Source organism: Streptomyces sp. NPDC028928 (assembly GCF_055564915.1).
This window is the reverse complement of the sequence record NZ_JBVHVI010000007.1, coordinates 313,391-337,195: the sequence shown is the minus strand read 5'-3', so window position 1 is coordinate 337,195 and position 23,805 is coordinate 313,391. Positions and strand designations below refer to the sequence as shown.

The 23,805-nt window shown below is 67.6% G+C and carries 16 protein-coding genes and 4 pseudogenes; 8 read left to right on the top strand and 12 right to left on the bottom strand.

All coding sequences use genetic code 11. The annotated features are described in order from the left end of the window. Positions 1 to 28 precede the first annotated feature (28 nt). The gene (locus ACZ4U1_RS19395; RefSeq protein ID WP_467904628.1) at positions 29 to 1,741 is read left to right on the top strand and encodes a RecQ family ATP-dependent DNA helicase; all 1,713 of its coding nucleotides are present in this window, start codon (positions 29 to 31) and stop codon (positions 1,739 to 1,741) included. 372 nt (positions 1,742 to 2,113) lie between these two features. Then, on the top strand, positions 2,114 to 3,313 hold the full coding sequence (locus ACZ4U1_RS19390) for a PP2C family protein-serine/threonine phosphatase (protein ID WP_467904744.1): 1,200 nt from the start codon (positions 2,114 to 2,116) through the stop codon (positions 3,311 to 3,313). A gap of 446 nt (positions 3,314 to 3,759) precedes the next feature. Here ACZ4U1_RS19390 and ACZ4U1_RS19385 read toward each other — a convergent pair whose 3' ends face one another. Beyond that, positions 3,760 to 4,629 (bottom strand): hypothetical protein, encoded by an 870-nt coding sequence (locus ACZ4U1_RS19385; RefSeq protein WP_467904627.1) that lies wholly within the window; start codon positions 4,627 to 4,629, stop codon positions 3,760 to 3,762. 885 nt (positions 4,630 to 5,514) lie between these two features. Here ACZ4U1_RS19385 and ACZ4U1_RS19380 point away from each other — a divergent pair. Both ACZ4U1_RS19380 and ACZ4U1_RS19375 read left to right on the top strand, forming a co-directional pair. Continuing rightward, a pseudogene (locus ACZ4U1_RS19380) lies at positions 5,515 to 5,643 on the top strand (IS5/IS1182 family transposase); the annotation flags it as partial. A gap of 174 nt (positions 5,644 to 5,817) precedes the next feature. Continuing rightward, positions 5,818 to 6,068 (top strand): annotated as a pseudogene (locus ACZ4U1_RS19375) (helix-turn-helix domain-containing protein); the annotation flags it as partial. Between the two features lie 72 nt (positions 6,069 to 6,140). Here ACZ4U1_RS19375 and ACZ4U1_RS19370 read toward each other — a convergent pair. Both ACZ4U1_RS19370 and ACZ4U1_RS19365 read right to left on the bottom strand, forming a co-directional pair. Then, positions 6,141 to 6,575, bottom strand: a complete 435-nt coding sequence (locus ACZ4U1_RS19370) for a VOC family protein (protein ID WP_467904625.1) — start codon at positions 6,573 to 6,575, stop codon at positions 6,141 to 6,143. Between the two features lie 267 nt (positions 6,576 to 6,842). Further along, positions 6,843 to 9,887 carry a tetratricopeptide repeat protein gene (locus tag ACZ4U1_RS19365; protein WP_467904623.1) on the bottom strand — a complete coding sequence of 1,015 codons (3,045 nt, stop codon included), beginning with the start codon at positions 9,885 to 9,887 and terminating at the stop codon, positions 6,843 to 6,845. A gap of 163 nt (positions 9,888 to 10,050) precedes the next feature. On the opposite strand from ACZ4U1_RS19365, the gene ACZ4U1_RS19360 reads away from it, so the two are divergent. Continuing rightward, a complete protein-coding gene (locus ACZ4U1_RS19360) occupies positions 10,051 to 10,293 on the top strand; it encodes a hypothetical protein (protein WP_467904622.1) in 243 nt (80 codons plus the stop codon). Between the two features lie 681 nt (positions 10,294 to 10,974). Here the strand turns inward: ACZ4U1_RS19360 and ACZ4U1_RS19355 are convergent. Continuing rightward, positions 10,975 to 11,730: a hypothetical protein gene (locus ACZ4U1_RS19355; RefSeq protein WP_467904620.1), complete on the bottom strand. Its 756-nt coding sequence runs from the start codon at positions 11,728 to 11,730 to the stop codon at positions 10,975 to 10,977. A 1,018-nt stretch (positions 11,731 to 12,748) separates the two neighbouring features. On the opposite strand from ACZ4U1_RS19355, the gene ACZ4U1_RS19350 reads away from it, so the two are divergent. Continuing rightward, positions 12,749 to 13,042: a hypothetical protein gene (locus tag ACZ4U1_RS19350; RefSeq protein ID WP_467904619.1), complete on the top strand. Its 294-nt coding sequence runs from the start codon at positions 12,749 to 12,751 to the stop codon at positions 13,040 to 13,042. Between the two features lie 350 nt (positions 13,043 to 13,392). Here ACZ4U1_RS19350 and ACZ4U1_RS19345 read toward each other — a convergent pair. The 7 genes and pseudogenes from ACZ4U1_RS19345 to ACZ4U1_RS19315 form a co-directional block, all read right to left on the bottom strand. Next, positions 13,393 to 14,109: pseudogene (locus tag ACZ4U1_RS19345) on the bottom strand (arginine deiminase family protein). A 59-nt stretch (positions 14,110 to 14,168) separates the two neighbouring features. Next, positions 14,169 to 14,525 (bottom strand): arginine deiminase family protein, encoded by a 357-nt coding sequence (locus tag ACZ4U1_RS19340; RefSeq protein ID WP_467904618.1) that lies wholly within the window; start codon positions 14,523 to 14,525, stop codon positions 14,169 to 14,171. Positions 14,526 to 14,553: 28 nt separating this feature from the next. Then, positions 14,554 to 15,531, bottom strand: coding sequence for an APC family permease (locus tag ACZ4U1_RS19335; RefSeq protein ID WP_467904616.1), 978 nt, complete (start codon positions 15,529 to 15,531; stop codon positions 14,554 to 14,556). A gap of 3 nt (positions 15,532 to 15,534) precedes the next feature. Next, on the bottom strand, positions 15,535 to 15,828 hold the full coding sequence (locus ACZ4U1_RS19330; RefSeq protein ID WP_467904615.1) for a hypothetical protein: 294 nt from the start codon (positions 15,826 to 15,828) through the stop codon (positions 15,535 to 15,537). A gap of 148 nt (positions 15,829 to 15,976) precedes the next feature. Then, a complete protein-coding gene (locus tag ACZ4U1_RS19325) occupies positions 15,977 to 16,378 on the bottom strand; it encodes a hypothetical protein (RefSeq protein ID WP_467904614.1) in 402 nt (133 codons plus the stop codon). Positions 16,379 to 16,514: 136 nt separating this feature from the next. After that, positions 16,515 to 20,693, bottom strand: coding sequence for a hypothetical protein (locus tag ACZ4U1_RS19320; RefSeq protein ID WP_467904613.1), 4,179 nt, complete (start codon positions 20,691 to 20,693; stop codon positions 16,515 to 16,517). A 234-nt stretch (positions 20,694 to 20,927) separates the two neighbouring features. Then, complete coding sequence (locus ACZ4U1_RS19315) at positions 20,928 to 21,083, bottom strand: hypothetical protein (RefSeq protein ID WP_467904612.1); 156 nt, start codon at positions 21,081 to 21,083, stop codon at positions 20,928 to 20,930. A gap of 386 nt (positions 21,084 to 21,469) precedes the next feature. Between ACZ4U1_RS19315 and ACZ4U1_RS19310 the strand changes: the two are divergent. Further along, a pseudogene (locus ACZ4U1_RS19310) lies at positions 21,470 to 21,676 on the top strand (transposase); the annotation flags it as partial. Between the two features lie 163 nt (positions 21,677 to 21,839). On the opposite strand, the gene ACZ4U1_RS19305 reads toward ACZ4U1_RS19310, so the two are convergent. Continuing rightward, on the bottom strand, positions 21,840 to 22,049 hold the full coding sequence (locus ACZ4U1_RS19305; RefSeq protein ID WP_467904611.1) for a hypothetical protein: 210 nt from the start codon (positions 22,047 to 22,049) through the stop codon (positions 21,840 to 21,842). Between the two features lie 355 nt (positions 22,050 to 22,404). On the opposite strand from ACZ4U1_RS19305, the gene ACZ4U1_RS19300 reads away from it, so the two are divergent. Next, on the top strand, positions 22,405 to 23,781 hold the full coding sequence (locus ACZ4U1_RS19300; RefSeq protein WP_467904610.1) for an MFS transporter: 1,377 nt from the start codon (positions 22,405 to 22,407) through the stop codon (positions 23,779 to 23,781). The last annotated feature ends 24 nt before the right edge of the window (positions 23,782 to 23,805 follow it).

Below are 23,805 nucleotides of genomic sequence, written 5' to 3'. Positions count from 1 at the left end.
CGGCCTGCCACCGTGCGAGGAGCGTGCCATGACCGGGGAAGGACCACCGGCCCGCAGACGGTGGGCCGGGCGGCTGCGCGAGACGGCCGCCGAGGTGTTCGGCTGGAAGGAGCTGCGTCCCGAGCAGCTCACCGCCATGGAGTGGGTGCTGGAGGGACGGGACTGTCTCGTCGTCATGCCGACCGGATCGGGCAAGTCCGCCGTGTACCAGGTTCCCGGCCTGCTGCTGTCCCGGCCGGTCGTCGTCGTGTCACCGCTGCTGGCCCTGCAGCGGGACCAGATCGCGGGGCTGCCCGGCGGCGACCGCGTCCCGGGCGCCGTCGCCGTCAACTCCGACCTCGGCGCGGCCGAGACCGAGGATGTCTGGGCAGCGGTGCGCGAGGGTTCGGTGCGCTATGTCTACCTGTCCCCGGAGCAACTGGCCAAGGACGAGGTCGTACAGCGGCTGGCCGAGGCGCACCCGGCCCTTCTCGTGGTGGACGAGGCCCAGTGCGTGTCCTCGTGGGGCCATGATTTCCGGCCCGACTACCTGCGCCTGGCCCAGGCGGTACGACGGCTGGGCCGGCCGCCCGTCCTCGCGCTCACGGCGACCGCCGCGCCTCCGGTACGGCAGGACATCGTCGTACGGCTCGGCATGGACCGGCCGCGGCAGCTCGTCACCGGATTCGACCGTCCGGGCATCAGGCTCGAGGTGCGCCGCCACCTCGACGACACCGAACGGCGGTCCCGCGTGGTCGAGGATGCCGCAGCCGCTCCCAAGCCCGGCATCGTCTACGCGGCGACGCGCAAGGACAGCGAGTCCTACGCCGCGGAGCTGGCCTCCCTCGGTCTTGCCGCCGGCGCCTACCACGCGGGCCTGCGCGCCGCCGAACGCCGTCGGATCCACGAGGCGTTCCTCCGCGGTGACCTGGATGTCGTGGTGGCGACCTCGGCCTTCGGGATGGGCATCGACAAGGAGAACGTGCGGTTCGTGCTGCACGCGTCGCTGCCGGGCTCCCTGGACGCCTACTACCAGGAGATCGGGCGCTGCGGCCGCGACGGACGGCCCGCCCTCGCCGTCCTGCACTACCGCACCGAGGACACGGGGCTGCAGGCCTACTTCAGCAGCCGCACGCCCCGTCCGGAGGCCGTGGACGCGGTCGTACGGGCGGTCCACGCCCACCGTGACGCGCCACCGGACATCGCCGGACTGCGACGGGACACCGACATGTCGCGCGCCAGGGTCACCACGGCCGTCAACCTGCTGGAGGAAGCCGGTGCCCTGGTCACGGACGCGTCGGGCGCCATCCGTCCGGTCCGGGGCACGCCACCGTCACGCGCGGTGCGGCGCGCCGTGGACACCGCCGAGGCCCACAAGCGCATGGACCGCTCGCGAGTGGACATGGCACGGGCGTACGCCGAGACCACCGGCTGCCGGCGGCGCTTCCTCCTGGGCTACTTCGGCGAGGAGTACGAGGCCCCCTGCGGCAACTGCGACATGTGCGACGAGAACGAGCAGGAGAGCGGCGACAGCGACACGACGAGCACCGGCCGGCATCCGGACGCCGGCGCCTATCCGCCCGGCGCCGCGGTACAGCACGGCGAGTGGGGCCGCGGCACCGTGTTGAGCGAGGAAGGGGACCGCATCACCGTGCTCTTCGACGAAGTCGGCTACCGCACGCTCTCCCTGGACGCCCTGGCCGCGCGGGACGACCTGCTCACCGTGGTGAGCGGCCCGGACGAGAGCCGGGCAGAACCCTGAGCCGGCGGCACTCCCGGTCGTGCCGGGCCGAGCGGCCGGGCGGCTCCCGGCGCGCAGCCGTCCGGGCGGGAGAGCGCGCGTGTGGCGAGGCCGCTGCTCCGGTCACCACCGGTGGTCACCCGGCGTGGCTCTGTGATCAGCGTGTCAAGCGGGTCAGGGCGAGGGCGTCGTGCGGGTGAACGAGGCGGTCGAGTTCACCGCCCGGGAAGGCCCCCTGGGGGACGCTGGGGGCGTAACGGCGGCCGCAGGGTGTCGGGGGCCGTCCGTTCCGGCGCGCGAGGTGGTCCAGACCGTGCGCGGCGCCGCCCGCGGGACCCTGCCGACGAAGTGAGGAGGCCCACCGTGGTTGACAGGGCCGTGGCCGCGCTGGCGATGGTGCGGATGATGGAGGCCGGTCATACCGCCACGCTGGAGCAGCTTCCGGACCTGATCGCGGAGCACGCTGCCGGCGCCGGGCTGTACGACGTCGCCGTCTACGTCGTCGACATCCGTGAGACGGTGCTGCGTCGGCTCACCGGCAAGGGGGGCGACGCGGCGGGCGGAGGACAGGAGTTCACCGTCCAGGGCAGTCTGCCCGGTCAGGCGTACCAGCGGGTGGATGTGCTCGCCGAGTCGGGGTGGAGCGGGAGGCCGGACGGGCGACGGCGGTGGTGGGTGGCCGTCACCGACGGTGTGGAGCGTCTGGGTGTGCTCCGGGCCGACACAGACACCGGCACCGATGACGAGCCGACCCGTGACGCCCTGCGCGATCTGGCGTCGACGACGGCTCTGCTGCTGCTCAGCAAGCGCTCCTTCAGCGATTCCTACGCGCGGCTGGTGCGGACCGAGGCGATGAACGTCGCCGCCGAGATGCAGTGGAACCTCACCCCGCCTTCCGCCTATTCCGGACACGAGGTCACGGTCGGTGCGGTGATGGAACCGGCCTATCAGGTCGGCGGTGACGCCTTCGACTACGCCGTTGCCGGCACCACGCTGCATCTGAGCGTCTTCGACGCCATGGGCCACGACACGACGGCCGGTATCACCGCGAACGTCGCCGTGGCCGCCTGCCGCAACGCCCGCCGCCAGGGTGCGTCGCTGGCCGAGACCAGTGAGCAGGTGGAGCACGTGCTGCTGGAGCAGTTCAGCACCAGCCGCTACGTCACCGGCATCCTGGCGGACCTCGACATGGCGAGCGGACGGCTGACCTGGATCAACCGCGGCCATCACCTGCCGGTCCTCATCCGTGACAACCGCTGGACCATCGAGTTGACCTGTCCGCCGGCCGGTCCCATGGGTACCGATCTCCGTCTGCCGGTGACGGAATCCACCGAACAACTGCAGCCCGGCGACCGCCTGCTGCTGTACACCGACGGGATCACCGAGGCCCGTGACACTCACGGTGCCGAGTTCGGCCGGGACCGGTTCACCGACTTCATCCGCCGCCACCACGCAGGCCGCCACACCGTGCACGAAACCTTGCGCCGGCTCATGGCGGCTGTCATGGACCACAACGACGGGCGGCTCACCGACGACGCCACCGTCCTGCTCGTCGAGTGGCGCGGCGGCCACCAGGAGGAGCTGACCCCATGAGACGCACTCGCGGGCAGGTGCACACCCTGGCTCCGGACCGCCGTCTCGTGACCGTCACGGGTCATCCGGACCCGCATCGCTGATCGCACCGAGCCCGCAGGTACAGAAGAGTGCCGTGTCCCACGTGGCGAGGCGGTAACCGGGGAGGAGTGCTCAGTCCCCCCTCTCCGCGGCCGGGGTCCATGGCGCGTTCGTTCCGACCCGCCTGCGGAACACGGTGCCTGGCGCCGCGAACGCCGCGTCCAACGCGCCACGGACGACGGTCCGGCGGGCCGGGCGTCTGGGTACCTTCTGGTACCCGCAGGCCCGCATGAGATCGGTGGCCGTTCTCCAACTGTCCGCGGCTACGACGACCTCGTCGACTGCGTCGCAGGCGTTGCTCGCGTCAGCCAGGACCGCGTAGGCGATTACGCAGTCGGCGATGTTCATTCGCGCACTCGTGTCATTCATGTCCACTCGCACAACACTGTAGGCCAGGCGGCTGCCGCTCCGTCGGGTTTTTTCACGGTCCTGCAAGAGGGCCGCCGCCTTCGCCGGCACCCCGCTCCCGGTTCCAGTCCCAGCCGGTGAGGGTGGTGCGCAACTTCCGGGCAGCGGCCGGGAGAGGGCCGCCGGTGCCCCAGCTCAGCGTGACCGTGCGACGGCAGTCGGGACTGTCGACGGGAATCCAGTGCGTTGTCGTAGCCCCAGCACAGGTCGGCGGGCTTGCTGCCGTCCGCGTGCTTGACACCGTCGTCGGAGCATGGTTTGTAGCGGCGTTCGATGTAGCCGGGCCACAGCTCGAAGCCGTCCCCCACCCAGGAGGCCTGGTTGTTGGTGTTGGCCGTGCGTCCGTCGATTGATGCGGAGGAGTAGGACAGGCCTATCTGGGGCGCCAGGCGGCCTGGGACGTTGGGGGTCGGCATGCCGTAGGACCAGGTGAAGTCGCCGGTGTTAAGGCTCGTTTTCCAGGTCGCCGAGGGCGAAAGAGAGGTCGCCTTGTAGTCTCCCTTGTTGCTCTGGGTGCCGGAAATAGCCGCGAGCACCGTGGCCGAACCGGCGTTCAGAGTCACGTTCTGCGCGGTCAGCGTCTGCTTTTCCGCGTCATTGACCGTAGTGACGGGCTTGCTGGAGCGGCAGGCGGACTTGTGCGGTGCGGTGAGTACGCAGGCAGGGAGCTGGACTACGGTGAGGCGGGAGGCGTAGCCGCCACCGTAGGCGTCGGCAAAGCGTGAGTAGTTGAGGTGGGCCTGGACGTTGCCCGACTGCCCAGCCTTCGTCTCGGTCCTGGGCTTCAGGGCGAAAAGCAGTCCGTCGACGCCGGCTTTCTGCGCCACATTGTGGCTAAGGAGGCGAGCCTCGACGTCCCCCCTGAAGGGCTTTTTCGTCGCACTGCCCTGGGCGTTTAGCGTCAGTGGCAGGCCTTCGGCACGGACGGACGCCGTGGGACGCTTTGCGTCCGCGGCGGGAAGTGCAGCACAGTGGTCGCTGCCTTGGGCCAGGCGGCATCGGGCACTGCCTTCGGGGTCCGCGGCCCCTTCATCAGGGTGCGCGGCTTGACCTTGCCTGTTGTGGTGGCGACCGGTCGCTCGGAACTGGGCAGGGCGGGCCGCCCCTTGCTGTTATCCGCGGCAAGAGCCGGCTGCGTCACTCCCTGCAGGAGCGTGGCCATCATCACCGTGGCCGAAGCCAATGCGAGGCGTCGCCGGAGCTTTGCGAAGCGCCTGCTCGATCTGCCGTTCATCGTGTCCTACGTCCTTCGCTGCGGTGGTCCGCGTGTATGCCGAGCGCACGGTGGAGCGGAAATGAGGTTGGGAGGCCAAGCCTGGGAAGAGGCCGGGCGGGCCCTGCGTACAAGGGCCCGCCGGACTCGTCAGCCCGCGCCGGGGACGTCTGTCGGCATGCACAGACGGTAAACAGGAGTTCGAGGGAAGGTCTAGGCCTCACGAAACGGCCATCGCACCCCGGAGAATGCAAAGAGTCCCAGATCAACCAGTGACGTGGGCCACAAAATAGTGATTCTGTGGCGGGCGACCATTGGCGGAAATCGCATCCTCATCTACATGAAATCGGCCACATAGAGCCCTGATTCGCTCTGGCGTTATGCGCCGTCCTCTGATCCGAAAATTAGACTGCCGGGCCCCGTGGCGAGTCGAGATACGGAGGTCGGTTAAAGGGCGGGACCATGTCGGGCTGTCGCCGGTCGACCAAGGCCGTCCGGATTCCCCCACCACGTGCTCGTCGATCGCCGCGGCGCCCTGCTCGCTGTGTCGCTTACTGGCGGGAACCGGCACGACGTGACCCAGCTGCACGCCTTTCTCGACGCTGCCCCCCGCATACGAGGGGTGTGAGGCCTATACGCCGACCACGGCTCCGACTTCCACAAGCACCGCTGCCTGCCGTGGGAGCGCGGCATCAAGCCCTCATCACCCGCGGTTCAAGTCTAAGGGCTGTCCCGTAACTGCTGGTACAAATGAGATGATCTTGTCGTGTCTGGTGTGATCACGGCGTCGGAACCCTCCTGAATAGCTCCGTTCACCGGGCTGAGTCCACGTCAGTTGACAAGCTCATCATCGCGTTGCGGCGTGAGGGTGCAGATCCGGTCCGCAAGGGGCGACCGTGGAGCCAGCCTCTGGAGGACCGAGTGCTGCTGGTAGCCGCGTACTGGCGCACGAATCTCACTTTGCGCCAGCTGGCTCCGCTGTTCGGGGTGTCGAAGTCGGCCCCCGACCGTGTCATCGCTCGGCATCGCACGGCTGCACAACCTCGCCCTCGCGGCGTAACGCCCCACACGAGACCAGAGAGGCCCAATGGAGGTGGCTCCCCACCTCCCCGACTCGAAGAATCTTCAGTCGATACAGAATTCGTTGCCCTCGATGTCTAGCATCGGGATGCACGACTCGTTTTCCTCATCGGCATAAAGCGTTTGCACGTGGGTCGCACCGAGCGCGACCAGTCGTGCACACTCGGCTTCGAGCGCGGCGAGGCGCTCATCCCCCACGAGTCCGGTGCCGACCCGGACGTCGAGATGCACGCGATTCTTGACGATCTTGCCTTCGGGGACGCGCTGGAAGTAAAGGCGCGGGCCCACGCCTGAGGGATCACTGCAGGCGAACCATGATCCCTGCTTCTCAGGAGGCAGGGTGCGGTTGAAATCGTCCCAGGTGGCGAACCCCTCTGGTGGCGGCGGTGTGACATACCCCAACGCTTCACACCAGAAGCGAGCGAGGCGCTCAGGGTCTGCACAGTCAAAGGTGACTTGGAACTTCTTGATCTCTGACATCGGCGCACCGTACCGCGTACCAGGGGACCCTGCCGCTCATTTCCCCAGGCAGCTCCGCCCACCACCCGTCGCATCCTGGGCCGCCTTGGACACCAAGTGATCAAACCGAGCAGGCCAGGAGAACGACACGACCGTGGCCGCGGCGCGCCCCAGTGGTTCCCAGGCTCCAGTCCTGACCAACCACCTTCAGACCAAGATCAGTTGCAGGACGAGGTTTTAGCGCAGTCTTCTCGACACGATGGCTCGCGCTTGCCCAGAGCGGGCCGGTCACGTGTCTGGCTGTCGGCCGGGGGCCTCGTCGCTGGGTGCCGAACTGCCGGGTTCGGCGGCCGGATCGCTGGCCATATCGCGGAAGTACGCGAGATTCTGTCGGATCAAGATCACAAGTGGGTGGTCGGTGCCGAGGACCTGCAGATAGTCGGCGAGCAGCCCCTCGTACGCTGCCGCGGCGGAGGCCGGGTCACCGACCGAGCCGTAAACTTCGGCGATCTTGGCGCGGACGAAGAGGACGGCGGGGTGGTCGGGGCCGTGTATGCGAAGGCAATCGGCCAGCAGTTCCTCGTAGTCGGCGATGGCGCCTGCGTGATCTCCAGCGTCCACGCGCCACCGGGCCAGATGGGCGCGGGCCATGAGCGTTTCCGGGTGGTGCGGACCGTGGATACGGGTTAAGTCGTTCACCAGTTCCTGCAGGGTAGCCACAGTGCCGGCAATGTCGCCGGTCTCCGCCCTGGCCATCGCAACGTTGCCACGGATTCGCCAGATCTCAGGGTGGTCCGGCCCGAGGGCGCGCAGGCTCGCGGCGAGCAGCTCCTCAGGGACGCGCACACGCGGGTCGGCATCATTATCTCGCAGGAGAGTGATCAGGAGACATGCATTCCAGGCGTCGTCATGAGAAGGGCCGAGGGCGCGCAAGATGTCGTCGAGCAGCGCCTCCAGCTCGGCGATGGCGGCCGGCGCCCCGGGGCCAACATCCGCGCTCACGTCGATCAGGTGGAGGCGGGTGTTCAACGTGTCGGGATGGTCAGGCCCAAGGACCCGTTGCCGGTGAGCCAACACCGTGTCGAACTCGGCACGCGCGGCGGCCGGGTCGCCGGAACGCCCGATGGCGGCAGCCAGTTCATTGCGGGCTTTGAGAGTATGTGGATGATCAGTCCCCAGCACTCGTACTCGATCGGCGAACAGTTGCGCGAACTCGGCTGCGGCGCCGTCCGGATCACCCGCCAGGCTCCGCCATCGAGCAAGCTCATGGCGAGCCGAGAGGGTGTCGGGATGGGCGGCGCCAAGGACCCGCCGGGTGTCGGCGAGGATCTTCGTAAACTCGGTGACGACTTCGGCAACGTCGACACCCCGGCGCAAGGCGAGGTCGCCCTGGCTCTGGGCAAGGTTGTGCCGGGTCGTGAGGGTATCGGGATGGTCAGCGCCGAGGATCGCTATCCGGTCGGCGAGCAGCGATTCAAGGTCGGCCACGGCACCTTCTAGGTCGCCCTGCTGGCCGCGTGCGCGGGCCAGGGTGTGCCGGGCGGTGAGGGTGTCGGGGTGGCGGGGCCCGAGCACGCGCTCCCGGGCGTCGACCAACCGTCGAGCGATGTCCACGCTCGCCCGGTCCCCAGCTTCAGCCAGCCAGACAGCCTGGTTGCCAAGAGCGGCCAGGGTGTACCGGTGGTCCGGGCCGAGCCGCTGCACGGCCTGCTCGTGCAGCCACTCGAAGTACGTGGCGGCGGCGACGACCTGCCCGGCGTTGCCGAGGCTCTGGCCGGTCACGGCGAGGAGATCGTGATATCCCTCGGCAGTCCACAGAGCCTCACCGGCGTGCGCACGGAGGGCGTCGGCGTTGGTGCGCAAGGTCTGGCCGAGTTCGTCGCGTTCGATACGTGGCCATACGGCCAGCAGGGCGTCTGCGGCGGTGTCAGCGAGGGCGGCGAACAACTCGGGGCCGAGGCCTGTCTGGGAGGTGAGGTTTTCGCGGGTGGCGCGCTGCACCAGTCGGTGCACACGGACCTGGCGGTGGGCGGCCGTGCGGTCGTGTCCGATGAGGCTGTAGCGGTGCAGCACCCGCAATGCGGCATCTACAGTCTCGGCGTCCATCGTCTGCTGCTGGGCCGGTTCGGGCAGATAGGTGGCCAAGTAGTTGAGTGCGGGTGGGCTGGACAGTACGGCTTGGGGGATCCCTGCCGGATCCAGCAGGCTGATCAACTGCAGGACCGGCCGCGCAAGCCCTAAAGGGCGCGCGGAGTCGGCTTGGTCGATGGACAATTCCCACGTCGCCGTGATGATCCGTTGGTGATTGTCGGTCAGATCCTGTTCCTCAGGAACCACCTCGGCCAGGCGCTTGCCGGCCAGCAACTCCCGGTAGTCGTCGATGCTGGTGTCTTCGTTGACGATGTAGGCGGTGGCCTGCGCCAGCGCCAGCGGCAGCCGGCCCAGGTCTTCGGCCAGGGCGTCGGCGACGGTGGGATCGGTGGCGCGGTCGCCGAGCTTGTGGCGCAGGTAGGCGCGGGCCTCGGGTTCGGTGAAGGTATCGATCGGCACGACCTGCCGGTCCGCCCCGTCCAGGGCTGCTGCGCGGAGGCGGGTGGTGACCAGTACCTGCCCGCCTGCGGACGACTCCGCAGCGGGGGGCCACAGCCCGGTCAGAACGGCGGGATTGCGTACGTCGTCCAGGACCACCAGCCACCACCGGTCGGTGGTGGTCTCCGCCCACGTCAGGAACGCCTGCGCGGATCGGTCCGGGTTGTCCCGGTCGGCCAGCGGCAGCCCGAGCTCCAGGGCGCTGTCGGCGTAGGCGGAGACCACGCCGTCGCGGGTGGCGGCGTTCACCCATACCAGCAGCCCCACCCCCTGGTCCCAGGCGCGGCGGGCGTAGGCGGCGGCGAGCTGTGTCTTGCCGACGCCTCCCATCCCCGCCAGCACCTGAGTGAGCACCACGGTCCCGCTGGCCTCAGCCGCCTCCTCCAGACGGCCCGCTACGGCCCGGTCCTGGAAACAGTCAGCTGGCAACGGTACGGTCCCGACGCGGATCTGCCGGCCGCGCGGTGTTCGGTGCCGTTTTAGAAGGGGATCGGCCTTGGCGACCCGGGCCCGGGCCTCCAGCCACGGCTGGACGTCGCGCTCGCCGCAGGCCCGGACGAAGAGCCCCACGGTGGAGGGTCTGGGGAAGCTCTGCCCACTGACCATCTTCTGCAGCGTCGACGTCGACATCGACGTCTCGCAGCGCTCAGCCAGAGCGTGGTAACTCAGCCCGGCCTGAGTGAACAAGGCCCGCAGCGCCTTGGTCCACTCGTCCCGGGTCCGGATCTTGGACGGGTTCACCATCTCACCCCCGCAGCCGGTGCCCACGCATTGCCTGCCCGCCGATCGGTGTCCTGTCGTGACCGTAGACCATGACCTGCCGCTTTGTGTGCTTGATATCAACACTGCTGCAACCGAACAGCGAACACTCGCACGCTGCTGCCGACCGTTTTGAAAGGAGAACGCGGTGACCAGCAGCGCTACCACCACCGTGATCTTGGCGCTAATCGGTGGCATCACCCTGATCCTGACCGCCGCAGTCCGCATCCCCACGGCGCTCGCCGAGTTCCTGCGCGCATGCATCCCCGTGGTCACCGCTTGGCGTGAAGTCCACACTGCTGTCAAGGGACGAGCCCCTCGCGATGACTCAGCCAAGAACGAAGATCGAGAGTCGGCTGACGAAACCGGTCGGAGTTCATCCGCGAGCTGATCGTCTAGGCGAAGCGCGGCGAGGACAAGGTCCACGCCCCGCGCCGCCGCCGGGTCGTGCAGCGCAACGGCCGGGAGCCGGCCGGGTTCGCCGCCGCGCTCCAAGGCCCTTGGACCTCCCTGCCGCCAGCGGCACCGTGCTGGACCGCTACCTCGACATCGCGGCCGCAATCGCCCCGTAGCTGCCCGACCACCTGGCTGCCGTCGCTTTCCACCCGGTGACCGGCCATCTGGACACCTGCGCCCCGACTCCCCGGTCTACGCAACCCAGCTGCGGCTGATCAACCCCCGGATCATCGCCAGGGCGAATCAGGAGGTCGATTGACTCTGCAGCCGGTCGATACCCGGCTGCGACGCCGTCCTGCGTGATCGTTTACGGGACAAGTCTTAGGGCCGGACACCGAGGTCGCCCAGGCATTGGACCCGGCGATGCGGGATGAGATGACGATGAACCATACGCTCGGATGCCGGGGACGGTACCGACGTCACCTGCGGACACGAAAACCTCCCGCCGGGATTGCACCCGCTGACAACGCACTCGGCTGGCGCATTTCGCTCGATAATATCGCCACGCTTGTCGAAAGCCCCCTCCCCCGCAGGCCGCAGGCCGCAGGCCGCAGGCCATCCTCGCCGATCAGGGTTACGACTGCGAAACGACAGGGAGTTCTGTTTGGGCAGATGTTCAATACCGCTGTAGATCCCTAAGATCTATCCACGTTGAACACCTGTTACTCTTAATCCGATTCGCTCGGCGAGCGATCTCCGGATTCTTACCCAATACTTGAAAGTCAGCACGTGCCGCAATTGCGCGGCGCCGCACCTCCTCACACACCGCGGCACTCGGATTGCCCAAAGCGTCAGCTAGCATCATTGCACTTAGCGCCCAGTATACACGCGTGAAATGAAGCGCTTCTATTCGGATATATCTATTGCGCCCGCCTTCCAACTTGACGATTGCGAGCGCCGCTTGATACTCATTGGTCATCTTGGCTAGATCCAAGTTTTGCGCGGCGACATCGGCAAGCACTCGATGCGCCTGTAAGGCCTCCAGAGGGTCCGCCATACGCAGGCCACCAGCTCCGTCTGACTCCATACGAGTGGCCAATTTCAACGCCTGCTGGCCCATACGCTCCGCAAGTTCGAGATCCGTGGTCGAAAGCGTAAGGAATAGTCCCGTTAGTCGATAAATCGAAGCACTTAGATGTAGTCTCTCTTGACCGTATTGCGAGATGAGGGCCTCTACTTGACTTGCGAGAGTGACAATTTCATTACGTCGACTGTTTCCACCCGTGCGGTCAAGCTCACTCATCTGAACGACGTATTGGGATATCGCGGTTCGAGCTGCATCCAGCCGCTGCACATCAGCGAGGTCTCTCGAAGCATCGACACCGTAGAGCGAGGAAGCTGTCGCAGCGATGGCGGCGAGCAGGGCGATCACGGCACTAGCAACTGCTGCCCTGGCGGACAGTCTTTCAGTACCCGTGGGGGATCGCCCGCTGCGCTGGACCGGTCTGCCACTCCGAGGCACATCCACCTCCCTGGTGGTCCGACTCACGGTGGCCTATTGGCTTCAACGGTGACGCATCCAGTTCGACCGATACAAGCCGAGGCAGCCGAGAGAGGGCAGAGACAGAGTGTGACGCTGGCGTTCGTGTCGGATGTGGCGGAGCCTGAGGCCGGCACTACAAGCCAGATCAGTTGCCAATGCAGTGAGTGATCCAGGTTGCCAGCCCAGATCTTCATCATCTCAGAAGACGCGCCAGTCGGGGCGCTCCGGGCGAGCGAGCAGCTCGCGTCACGTGGCTTCACGACCGCCTCGTTACGTTCGGCTCGGGAGCGTCCCCGGACCGGAGGCATCACTCGACCCGGGCGGGCTTACGTCGCTACCTGCGGGACGCGTCAGAGCGGTAGCCATCGGCAACCGACGACGATCAAGTTTCGAAAATGTTGCTGCTTCCACCATCTACAGCAATGAAAGATCACGAAATCGCTTTCCTTGCGGTGTGTGCTCAATATGTAAGACTCAAAGAGCTGGGTGCCGCGCCGAACAGGCGGTGAAAAGAATGTCGAGTCTCATAGTTTCAATCATCGCTGCGATAATATCGCTAGGGTCTCTCTATGTCGCCCTCAGAACCATTCGCCCCATACCCAAACTGCGAGGGCGAATCACCTCAGTTTGGCACCTCGGAATCAGGTTTGCAGACCCAGGCAAACGTGGACTGGTTTCACTCGTGCATGTATTTCTGACCAACGCGTCGACTCACCCCGTTCACATACTCCACTACAAACTGGACTTGCGCATTAAAGGGGTCTGGATTCCCTCAAAACGCCTTCGCAGCCTAGGAAAAGCAACACTGCCAGAGATCCTCATCTCTAACGGTCAGTATCGAGTCGACCTCCGCCCTGAACACTTGATCGACTGGCCTCCTCTGCCAGTTCATCATGGAGCCCCGCTTATGGGATTCCTGATGTTCGCAACCACGGAGCCTGTAGATGGTGGCGCTGTCGAAGCTTACCGACTGACTGCATTTGATGCATTCGATCGCGAGGTAGAATTCATCATAAGTGCAGCAAAGGCGAAGGAATGGCAGCAAACCCCGGACACCGTCTCCCTTCCGGAATTGTTTGAATACGCCAATGTGCCAATCATTCCCGTCGATCAGTCGGGTAGCGATGGGGTCGCCGCCCCGTCGCCGCAGCTTCCCGAAGGGGAAGGCAGTTCGGCTTTAGGGCGTACTACCGGCCAGTAGTGCAGCACGAGGGCCGTTCCGTGCAAAAGACCGACGAAAGGTGGCAAACAGCCGAGGGCGGACGCTGTCTGCAATGCCTTCGCCGCCAAGCAGGCTGGCGACCCGGACCGGACGGAAGATACTCGCCAGCGTGTGGGCAGGAGCATGGCTCACAGCCGGTTCGCCACGCCTCCGTCGCCATCCGTACATTGAGCGCCCGAGCGGCCCAGGAGTAACCCTGTACGCCTGCCCGAGCCACGCCGTGGAGTCCACGCCCGTCCTCATCCCGGAAGAGCTGGAAGAGGCACGTGATGAGTAGGCGCACCTGACGGAAATGCGGCTTTGACAAGCTGACTCCCCTACCGCGTCTACTACTTGAGGCGGGGCATCGGTGTATTCTTAAGCTTGATTCTCGGTGACGTTGCGCTTGTAGCCGACGACACACCGGGTGCGACGGCGAGGAAGCTACTGCCGTCGTCCCACTGCTCACGCTCGGCATCGCGGATGTCCTGAGGAGCCGAGAGCATCCGCACCTTGTCCAGGTCGAGGACTTCGGCGAACGCGGTCGCCAGATCGGAGTTCGCGGTGGCGTCGAAACCGGTCTCGCGCTCGGAGCTGGGCCGCAGCGTCCAGGAGCGCAGGGAGTCGGCGAAGCCGGGGTAGATGACGAAGGCGTCGCGGTCGACCATGGTCAGCACGGTGTCCAGGTGCATGTACGCGCGGGCTTGCGGGCAGTTGGACGACGATCAGCTTGTTCGCTGTGCCGGTCGCGAAGAGCCGGGCGGCCAGGTTCTCCACGGCCTGGGCCTTGGTGCGCTCCCCAGGTCGACCATGACGGTGCCGTTGCCGAGGACGTGGACGTCCCCTCCTTCGAGGGTGCCGACGGGTCCGTCGAGGAGAGGGGTGGGCGCGACGCCGGCGAACATCGGGTGGAACCGGTAGATGGCCTCGGCGTGCAGGCTCTCGCGTCACCGGGCGCGCTTGGCCATCGGGTTGACCGACACCTGGTCATACACCCAGCGGGAGTTGTCGCGCGGAAAGAGGTGGTTGGGCAGCGGGGTCACGGCGAAGTCGTCAGCGCCGAGCATGTTCCACACCAGGCTGTGCGGAGTGGCGAGCGGCAGATCGCTCTTCAGGAGCCCACCGATCAAATAGCCAGCGAGCGTCTGCCCGTCGAGTTCAGCGCACAGTCGCGCACCGGCTCGATGAGGGCCGGGCCCACGGTGCCGGGAGTGACGACCCGGTCCAGGAGCCAGTCACGGGCCTCTGCGACGTCGAGGGTCTGCGCCAGCAGGTCGGCGAAGTAGTGGACACGGGCGCCGTGGTCGCACGGGACCTGGGCGTAGGCGTCGTGCTCCTCGCGGGCGCGCTTGGCCCACAGGATGTCGTCGAAGAGAAGGGCGTCGATATTGCGCGGGCTGAGGCGGGAGAGTTCGAGGCCGGGGCGGTGCAGGATGACCTGGCGCAGCGGGCCGACCTCGGAGTCGACGTGGAAGGTGTTCATCGCGGAGGTTCCTCTGTGCCTGGGGCGGTCAGTCGTGGTGGCGGAAGTCGTTGCGCTTCCGGGCTCCGCCGATGCGGCTGGTACGGAGCCCCCGGGAGAGCCGCTGGGCCGGCGGGGGCGTCTCGGGTGCGCGTTCCGGCCGGTCCACGGTCGCCGCGGTCCTCGGCGCCGTGGCCTCGCCGAAAGTGTCCTGGCCCCGCCTCAGCCAGACGTAGACGGGGACGCCGAGCAGGAGCACGAACAGGCCGTAGTCGACGATCTGGTAGCCGCTTCCCTGGATCGACCAGCACGAGAAGACGAGGGCGAGCGCGGCGAGGGTGATGTCACGGGCGAGCCTGTGGGGGTTGAGGTTCTCCCGGCCGCGGACCAGGAGCCAGTACAGCTGGGCGGCGGCGGAGAACAGATAGGGGACGACGGCGGTCAGCATGCTCAGTAGCACGATCTTGGTGAAGACGTCGTCGAAGCGGGTGTAGCTGAACACCGTGATCAGCGAGGCCAGCACGGTGGAGGCAACGATGCCGAACGCCGGGACGCCGCTCTCGCCGCGCAGCCGGGCGAAGGCCTGCGGGAAGAGGCCGTCGCGGGCGGCCGCGTACGGCATCTCCGCGCACAGCATGGTCCACCCGTTGAGGGCGCCGATACCCGAGATGATCGCGGCAACGGCCACGATGTCTCCGCCCCAGCTGCCGCCGAAGATGCTGTTCGCCGCGTCGGTGAAGGGAGCGGTGGATCCGCCGAGCTTGCCGTGGGAGACGGTGCCGATGACGGGGAGGGTGCCCAGGATGTAGACGACGGCGCAGATGAGAGTCCCGTAGACGGTGGCGCGGGGAGCGTTGCGCTCCGGCTCGCGTACCCGGCCGGCGACGACGGAGGCCGCTTCCAAGCCCAGGTAGCTGAACAGGGCGATGGCACCGGCGGCCGAGATCGCGCCCGACAGGAACTCCCGGCCCTGTCGGTTGTCGGGCTTGCCGGGCTGGAGCCGATCCGGGTCGTGCCCTGACCCCACCCGTCATGCCCTCGACTGCCCGGTATCCGGCTTCTCACAGCCGGCTCTACGCAGAGTCATGTTCAGCTCATTGAGTACGAGATCTGCATGGCTGCCGTCCTGGACGAGATCCAGCACACGTTGCGCGGCAGTCTGCACGTCCCCGTCCAGGCTGTGGGAAAGCTCTCGCAGGGCTCGGCCTGCTTCCCCGACGGGCAGCTGTCCCAAAACAGCCAGAGCGCCTTCCGCCATATGGATCACCGATTGCGCTGCCAAAGCCCGGCGGAGCTGATCCTGTTGCGAGCGCAACAGCTCCACGCTGACTGCGTCCGTCGGAGATCGCGGCTCTAGGATACTAACCTGACCAGCTCGCGCGACCCATTGGACAGCTCCTAGCGGTGGCACTGGACTGACCGGCCCGAGCTGCCCTTCGGGCACATGCCCAGTGCCCCAGCTTTCAGCTGACTCAGGCGTCGCCCGTCGAGGCGCTGCCGATATGACCGCCCGCTGCGATGGACCGGTCGCCGACTGCGGTTACCGTCCCGGACGCCGGAGGCGGAGTGGGGGCCGAGGACGGCGTCGGCGCGAATGCGGGGGCGGTGCCATTGCCTGTCGAGGCGGAGCCGATGCTGCCTCCGGCCGCGATGGACCGTTCTCCTTCGGCGCTGACCTGGGTTCCGCTGGTAGCAGGAGCGGCCGACTGCGCGAATTGGGCGTACAGCGCCAGGGCGATGCCCGCCAGACTTGCGATGCCACCACCGACGCTGGCCCACGGGTCCGCCGCCTCGACGTCGACAACCGCGCCGATAATCAAGGCGACCATGCCGGCGCCGCACAGTCCGACTCCGGTGTACATGAGCGGCTTCATGTCTCGATCAACTCCTGTGCGTGGTCGTAAGCCGGCAGGTCACGCCTGCCATCGTGGCGCGGGCTCGGCCCGTCCATCTCATCCGTGCTGGGTTGGTCTTTCGAGGCGCCGAGTGTGCCGGTGGTGGCCCGCTTTGCTATGGCAGGTCCTCCTTCTCTCTTAGCAGCGGCCCCAATGCGGCTGGCAGGGCCTGGGACGCTGTCCGGCGAACGGCCTCCAAACAGGCGGGCCATGAGGCAAGGCTCAGTGCTTCAACTGCGGCTGCACGGCCTGCGGGGCAGTTCCCCCACCCTTCGGCCGCGGCGGCCTGAAGTTGGCCTCGCCGGCGTCCCGTCCAGTCTTCCCTCGGCTCCAAGGCGGCCGTCAGCAAGGCATCGACCTCGTCGGTGAACTCGTCGATGCAGTGGTGGTCGCCGTGTCGACGGGCGGCCGCCGCGATGGCGCACAGTGCGCGCACCTGGTCCGCGGTGTCCCAGAGGGCGCGGGCGGCGACAGCAGCTTCAGCGTACTGTCTCTTCGCAGCCGCGAGGTCCACGACGTTGAGCAGAGGGAAATTGCTCTGCTCAGCGGGGTGTTCCGCGGCGCACAGGTCAATGGCGATGAGGAAGTCGCCGCGCCGAGCGGCCCAGCAGGCGACGTCATCAAGCACCCGCTCTGGCTGGAACCCTTTCGGCAGGTCCCGTGCCAGTGCGCGACCCACTTCGTAATGCCCAGAAGCCGCAAGGGCATCGGCCAACGCGGCAGCGGCCTCAGCCCTGCTGGGACAGTCATCCGGCAGTGAGTTGAGCAGGGACCATGCGCGGTCGTGCTGTCCGGTCCAGGCCAGAGCGGCCACGACCGAGGCGAGGGCCTGACGGTGATCGTGCACGTTCGTGATCTGTTCTACGAGGAAGGCCGCCTCAGCAGTCATGTCCTCGTCGGCCGGGCCGGTGCCGGAGACCGCCGTCAATCCAGCAGCGGTGACGCACAAAGCGCCCAGCTCCATACGTCGACCCGGGTCTGTGATGTGCTGGCTCAGGGCCGCGGCGAGATCGGTGCGGTCGTGGCGGAGCAGCAGTTCCGCCTGTTCCGACAGCACGTGGTCGGTCCAAGCTGGGCTGATCAGAACGTCGGCCAGGGCGTGGGCGTGACGGGCCAGGACCGAGTTCCGTACGATGCCGTCCGCCCCGGCCAGGGACTTCGCGGTCAGCGCCAGTGCCTCCGCCTGGTCCGCCGCTCCTGACAGGAGGTCAAGGGCATCCACCGCACGTGAAGTTGATCCTGCTCTCGCCCATACGGTGGCTATCGGCGCGGCAAGGTGCGCAGCACGCGGAGATATCACCAACTGCCCCACAAGAGAATGTGCTTTGTCATCCTCTCCGCGGTCGGCGAGACTCCCGGCGATCGCCGCGAGGACCTTCGGCCGACCCGAGTTCTCCTTTACGGAATCGGCTACGGCGCCCGCGGCGTCGTCCTTCCCGTCCTCGGTGAAGGCCTTGGCAAGTGCGGCAAGGGCCGCTGTGCGGTGATCGCTTGAAACGAGGCCCCCTGGAGGGAGACGGCTCTCGATGTCTCGCATCTCCTGGATCAGGCTGCCCGCCAAGCCCGTACAACCGCCTCGGGCCGCCGCCGCTGCCACCCAGCCGAACGCTTGCGCCCGGCGCCAGGCGTCCTCGATCGCGCGGGCGATGTCCGCGCCATGGGCCGGCTTGTCGGAGACTGCCGCGCCGACGGCCGCTTCCATGAGGGCCATGGCCTGTCTGTCCGGCTCGTCGATCTTCCGGGCGGCCTCGACGGCAAGACCCGGCGCGCCCGCATGGGCCAGGACCATGGCCAGTTGGGCGACGTGATGGAAGTTGTCCCACCCGGTGTTCTCACGGGTCGCGTCCGTCGCCTCCTCCGCCAAAGCCTGTGCCCGCGCACGGTCTCCGGCCGCGAGGTGGGCGGCCGCCAGGTACGCCAACGCCCGGCTCCTGCTGCGCGGAGAGCTCAGGCTGCGGGCCAGTTCGGTGGCCCGCTGGAGATCGTCCGACATTTCCGCCAGGCCCCTCACCATGTCCGCCACAGCCTCTTCCCGGGCCGCAGTCGACCTGAGAGGAGCCAGCAACTCCAAAGCTTGCTGGTGCTGTCGGGCCAGGGCCAGAGCCACTGCCCCCATGGTGAGACCGTCGGCGCGCTGGTTGTCCGCGGTCACCTTGTCCGCGAGGGCAGCGGACTCGTGGGCCAGGTCCGCGGCTTCGCCGACCTCGCCTGAGGCGGCGAGCACCGCTGCGACGCGAGCCAGGGACGTCATGCGGTCGAACGGGTCGGGCAGCGATCGGCAGATCTCGCCTGCCCGCCTGGGTTCACCGGCGTACGCGAAGGCGAGAGCAGCTGGGATGAGCGCTCGTGCTCCTCCCTCCGCGAGGGCTTCGGCGAGGGCTTCCTCGGCAACGAGCACCGCATCGGTGTGCCCGTCCTCGGCCATGGCCGACGCGACGGCCGCCAGCAGCTGTGCCCGCAGGCCGCGGTCACCGACCGTCCGGATGACCGCCACAGCCTGCGGACAGTCGCTGTCCAGGATCATGGCCTGCGCTGCCATAACCGGCACAGAGTCGGGGAGCGAGGCGGCGGCCGCACGGGCGAGGATCTCCGCAGTACCGCGCTGCCCCGCGTCCAGGGCGGCCGTGGCCGCCGACGCCAGCACCTCGTCCTGCCCTTGCTGGGGCACCCGAGCACACGCCATGTTGTACGCCCGGTTCGTGGACCCGACCAGGGCCAGTATGATCACCGCGTACGTCACGGCCTCCCTACGGCCCTCTCCAGCTACGGCATCGGCCAGCTGGGCTGCCTCGTCGGCCACCTCCGTCGCACGCTGCAGCTCACCGTTCGCGACCAGTACCCGCACCACTTCCACGAGGGCTCTCAGGCAGGCCACTTCACTCTGCCGGGCTCGAGCCAGGCTGACAGCCCGCCGCACCCGCCCCAGACCCGCCCACACCGCGATCAAAGTGTCCGACAGACTCTCGCTGCGTGACAGCAGGGCGTCGCGCCGCACGGCGAGCACGAATGCGTCGGCAACGTCAGCAGGGTCCTCGCCATCCCCGGCCACCAGGCCCTCGAACGCCGCGGACAGCTCGGCCAGCCCGTCCAGATCGGAACCGGACCGCTGCCACAGCCGGGTGTGACGGTGAGCGTCAGCGGCCAGCCGGGCAAGGCGCCGTGTGTCGCCTTGTGCGCGCAGCAGTTGGCTGTAGCCACGGAGCAGATACTCGGGCGTGCGGGGCGGCCAGCGCTGCTCTTGGAAGTCGTCCGCCCACTCATGCAGCCGCTCCCGGTTCGCCGCCAGCTCCTCTTCGGTGAGCAGTTCAACCGCGCTGCGCCGGATCTCCTCATGGGCCAGGACGTAGACGCCGGAAGCGGACGCGTCGGCGTCCTGGGAGGACCAGTGCGGCGTGCGGACGCGAAAGGCTCGTCCGGTAACGGTACTCAACTCCTTTTCGACCAGCCGGGGACGGGTGCCTGCCAGGCGGGCGAGGTCCGCCGCCGTCAGGCCACCACCGGCCGCCGTCACCAGCCCGAGCAGTTGCCGTGCGAGGCCACCGGCCTGGAGCATCCGCATGAGGCTGTCCTCCGCCTCCCTGCGCACGACTTCCGCGTACGGCGATGGTGCCAGCCACCGGTCGATGGCGCCGCTTCTCAGCGGGTGCGCGTGGGCCACATCGTCCGGGATGGGAGGATGCGGCCGCCCGGCCACCACTACCCGCATTCCGTGCCTGGGCGAGCGCGGCAGCAGCGCGGCGATGCTGTGGCTTCCGGGGCCCGCGAGCACCCCACAGTCCTCGTCCAAACCGTCGACGACGAGCACCAGTCGTCTGCCGCGGCTCTCGCACAGGGCTCCGGCCCGGTCCATCGCGGCGAGCAGGCTCTCCTCGCGCGTGTGCTCGGTGACCGCTGGTTCCTCCTCACCCAGCAGCGCGTAAAACTGCCGGTGCACCACCTCGCAGTACGCCTCACGGTCGTTTTGCCGGTTCAAGCGCGATGTGATGAAGAAGGACACGACGTCGACCCCGGCAGGGGGCTCCATCACGAACTGGGCCATGAGAGCCGTCTTTCCGGCCCATGCGGGGGCGAGCCACCTCCAGTACGAGCCCTCGGCACTGTCGGCATCTTCCCGCGCGGTGCAGAACTCTGCCATCAGCGCCAGCTCTTGAGACCGTCCGCGAAACTCGGCGGCTGCCAGGGACTCCACTTGGTAGCGGTAGTTGGACGTCGCGACGCGCTGTGGGGAGGCGACGAACTGGAACTGATTGCCGTCGCCCGTGACGACCAGATCGATGTCCCCTGCTGCCACCACGGAGCGAGCACCAGTCGCCATAAGCATGCCCTCCACGGGCAGCGACTTCTGTCGCTGTGGACGGCCCCACCACCTACCCAACAATGGTGCCGGGCCTCCCCACATCCCTCGGCGCTTCGCGACCACGCGTCACTGGATCCGGCACAGAAGATCCTGATGCATCGTCTCGACGAGTCTAGTCCCGCGAAATCACACGGCTTCCCGGATACGATCGAGGACTTCACGGCACGGGGCTCAATGGATGCGCCGGTGCTGCTGCTCGGCGCTGTACTCGTTCACGTACTGCCCGCGCGGCCCCACGAACAGCCCTTCGGCCACCAGCCGGCGCACCGCGTCTGCGGCTTCATTGGTGTCGACCTGCATCGTGTGGGCGATCCCGTCGCGGTTCACGAACCGCTCGTCGGGCAGGAAATGCGGTGGACCGAGGCACGGTTGATCCGGTAGGCGCGCTCAGCTGCGCGATCTTGGCCAGCGCGGGCAAATAAATGCCCTGCTCCGTACACGACAGCCGCACCCACCGGAGTACTGACTCCACGTCCTCCTCGCTCGCCACCAGCACGACTGCGACCGTCATGACCTGCACTCCCAATCCAGCTGGTCTTTAGGCGCTGTTTCCCGGGTCTCCCTCCGTGAGCGGGGGCGTTGGGGGCAGGCTGGCCGCATGGGACACGGAGACCCGACGAACGCGGAGTGGGATCGGCTGAAGTCGTTCTACCATGTGGTGGCGCGTGGGGGCCGGTGGAGCGATCACCCACGGTGATCTACCGGGTCCGTACGGGGGTGCAGTGAGGGATCTTCTGGAGCGGTTCGGGCCGTGGGAGACGGTCTACAAGCGCCATCGTCGCTGGTCGGCGGATGGGACCTGGCAGATGCTGCCGTCGTGGGTACAGGCTGCTGAGGGCGCCGCCAGCCGGATCGACTGGGATGTGTCCGTGGGCTCCACGGCGGTGCGTGCCCATCAGCACGCCGCCGGTGCAAGGAAGGCACCACCCCGCTCGGGGCCATTCGACTGCATAGCCGGGCACGAGCGTGGAGCCCAGAAAGACGGATCAGCCCAGGTCAGAGGTGTTCCAGCAACATCACCGCAGGTCAGCACCACTTGGTAGACGACTTCAAGAAGATCGCGTGGTCCACTGGCTTCGCGCATCACGCCTGATCCAGAGCGAGCCCCTCTCCGCCTCCGGCCTCGCCCAGTTCACGATCAAGATCCGGACATTGTACGGGCCAGAGCCAGCTCTCCCTGTCTTGAAAACTGGCATTCATACTGGTCAGAGCCAAGTGCGCCGTGCACCACCAGGAGACGAAGAACGTGCTGGGATGAACGCGCACCGCGTTCAGGCGCAGCGCCTTGCCCATGCCCGCAGAGGCTGAGCAGCGAGGTCGGGCTCGGTCTCTGAGGCCGGGCAGCTCTTACGCAACGACTCTGAGTCGATCAACCCCAGATGTCCGAGTTCAACGGAGCATAGTCAGCACCAAACCAGCACGGGAGTCAGCACCGCACCATCAAATCATCCCGAACTGCGCGTCCCGGACAGCACTCGTTTTCGACCACCTTCGAGCCCCTGAACCGCCCTTCCGCGAGCTGGCATGGTGGCCGCGCGCATAGCTACCCCCGGAACTATGGTGTTCCACCACATGTGCGCCTGACCTGCATGTTTCTACGGTGTGCCGACACGTACCCGTCCCCACCGCACACGAGGAAGTGGCGCACATGGCCTCCGGAACCACCGCTCCCCCTCCCCCCGCCAGCCTCCCCAGAATCGTCGCGGCCAGCCTCATCGGGACCACCATCGAGTGGTACGACTTCTTCCTGTACGGCTCGGCCGCCGCGCTGGTGTTCAACACGTTGTTCTTCCCGGACTCGGACCCGCTCGTCGGCACGCTGCTGTCGTTCCTGACGTACGCCGTGGGGTTCGCGGCGCGGCCGTTGGGGGCGCTCGTGTTCGGGCACTACGGTGACCGGCTGGGGCGGAAGAAGCTGCTGGTGCTGAGCCTCGTGCTGATGGGCGGGGCCACGTTCGCCATCGGGCTGCTGCCCACGCACGCCACCGTCGGCTCCGCCGCGCCGGTGCTGCTCACCGTGCTGCGGCTGGTGCAGGGCTTCGCGCTCGGCGGCGAGTGGGGCGGTGCCGTCCTGCTGGTGTCGGAGCACGGGGACGCGCGGCGGCGCGGCTTCTGGGCGTCATGGCCGCAGACGGGCGCGCCGGCGGGGCAGTTGCTCGCGACCGGTGTGCTGTCGCTGCTCACCGCCGTACTGTCCGAGGACGCCTTCGGCACCTGGGGCTGGCGGGTCCCGTTCCTGCTCTCCGGGGTGCTCGTGCTCGTCGGCCTGTGGATTCGTCTGTCTGTCGATGAATCACCCGTCTTCAAGGAGGCGCTGGAGCGGGCCGAGGCGCGGCGGGACGGCGCGGAGGAGAAGCTGCCGCTCGTCTCCGTGCTGCGGTACCACTGGCGGGACGTGCTCGTGGCGATGGGCGCCCGGATGGCGGAGAACATCAGCTACTACGTCATCACCGCCTTCATCCTCGTCTACGCCACCACCTCGGCCGGCGTCTCCAAGCAGACCGCGCTCAACGCCGTCCTCATCGCTTCCGCCGTGCACTTCGCCGTCATCCCGGCCTGGGGCGCGCTGTCCGACCGGGTCGGGCGGCGGCCCGTGTACCTGCTGGGCGCGGCCGGTGTCGGGCTGTGGATGTTCCCGTTCTTCGCGCTGGTGGACACCGGTTCGTTCGGGTACCTGATCCTGGCCGTGACCGTCGGGCTCGTGCTGCACGGCGCCATGTACGCCCCCCAGGCCGCGTTCTTCGCCGAGATGTTCGCGACCCGGATGCGGTACTCGGGCGCGTCGATCGGCGCCCAGTTCGCCTCCGTGGCGGCCGGTGCGCCCGCCCCGCTCATCGCCACCGCGCTGCTCTCGGACTACGACAGCTCCACCCCGATCGCGCTGTACGTGATCGCCGCCGCCGTGCTGACCCTGGTCGCGGTGGCCGTCTCGCGCGAGACGCGGCATCGGGATCTCGCACAGGTCGACGGTGAGGACGAGGAGACCTCCGGGACGGCGCCGGCCGCAGAGGCGCGGACGGTCTGACCGACGCCGTCACCACCGCCGCGC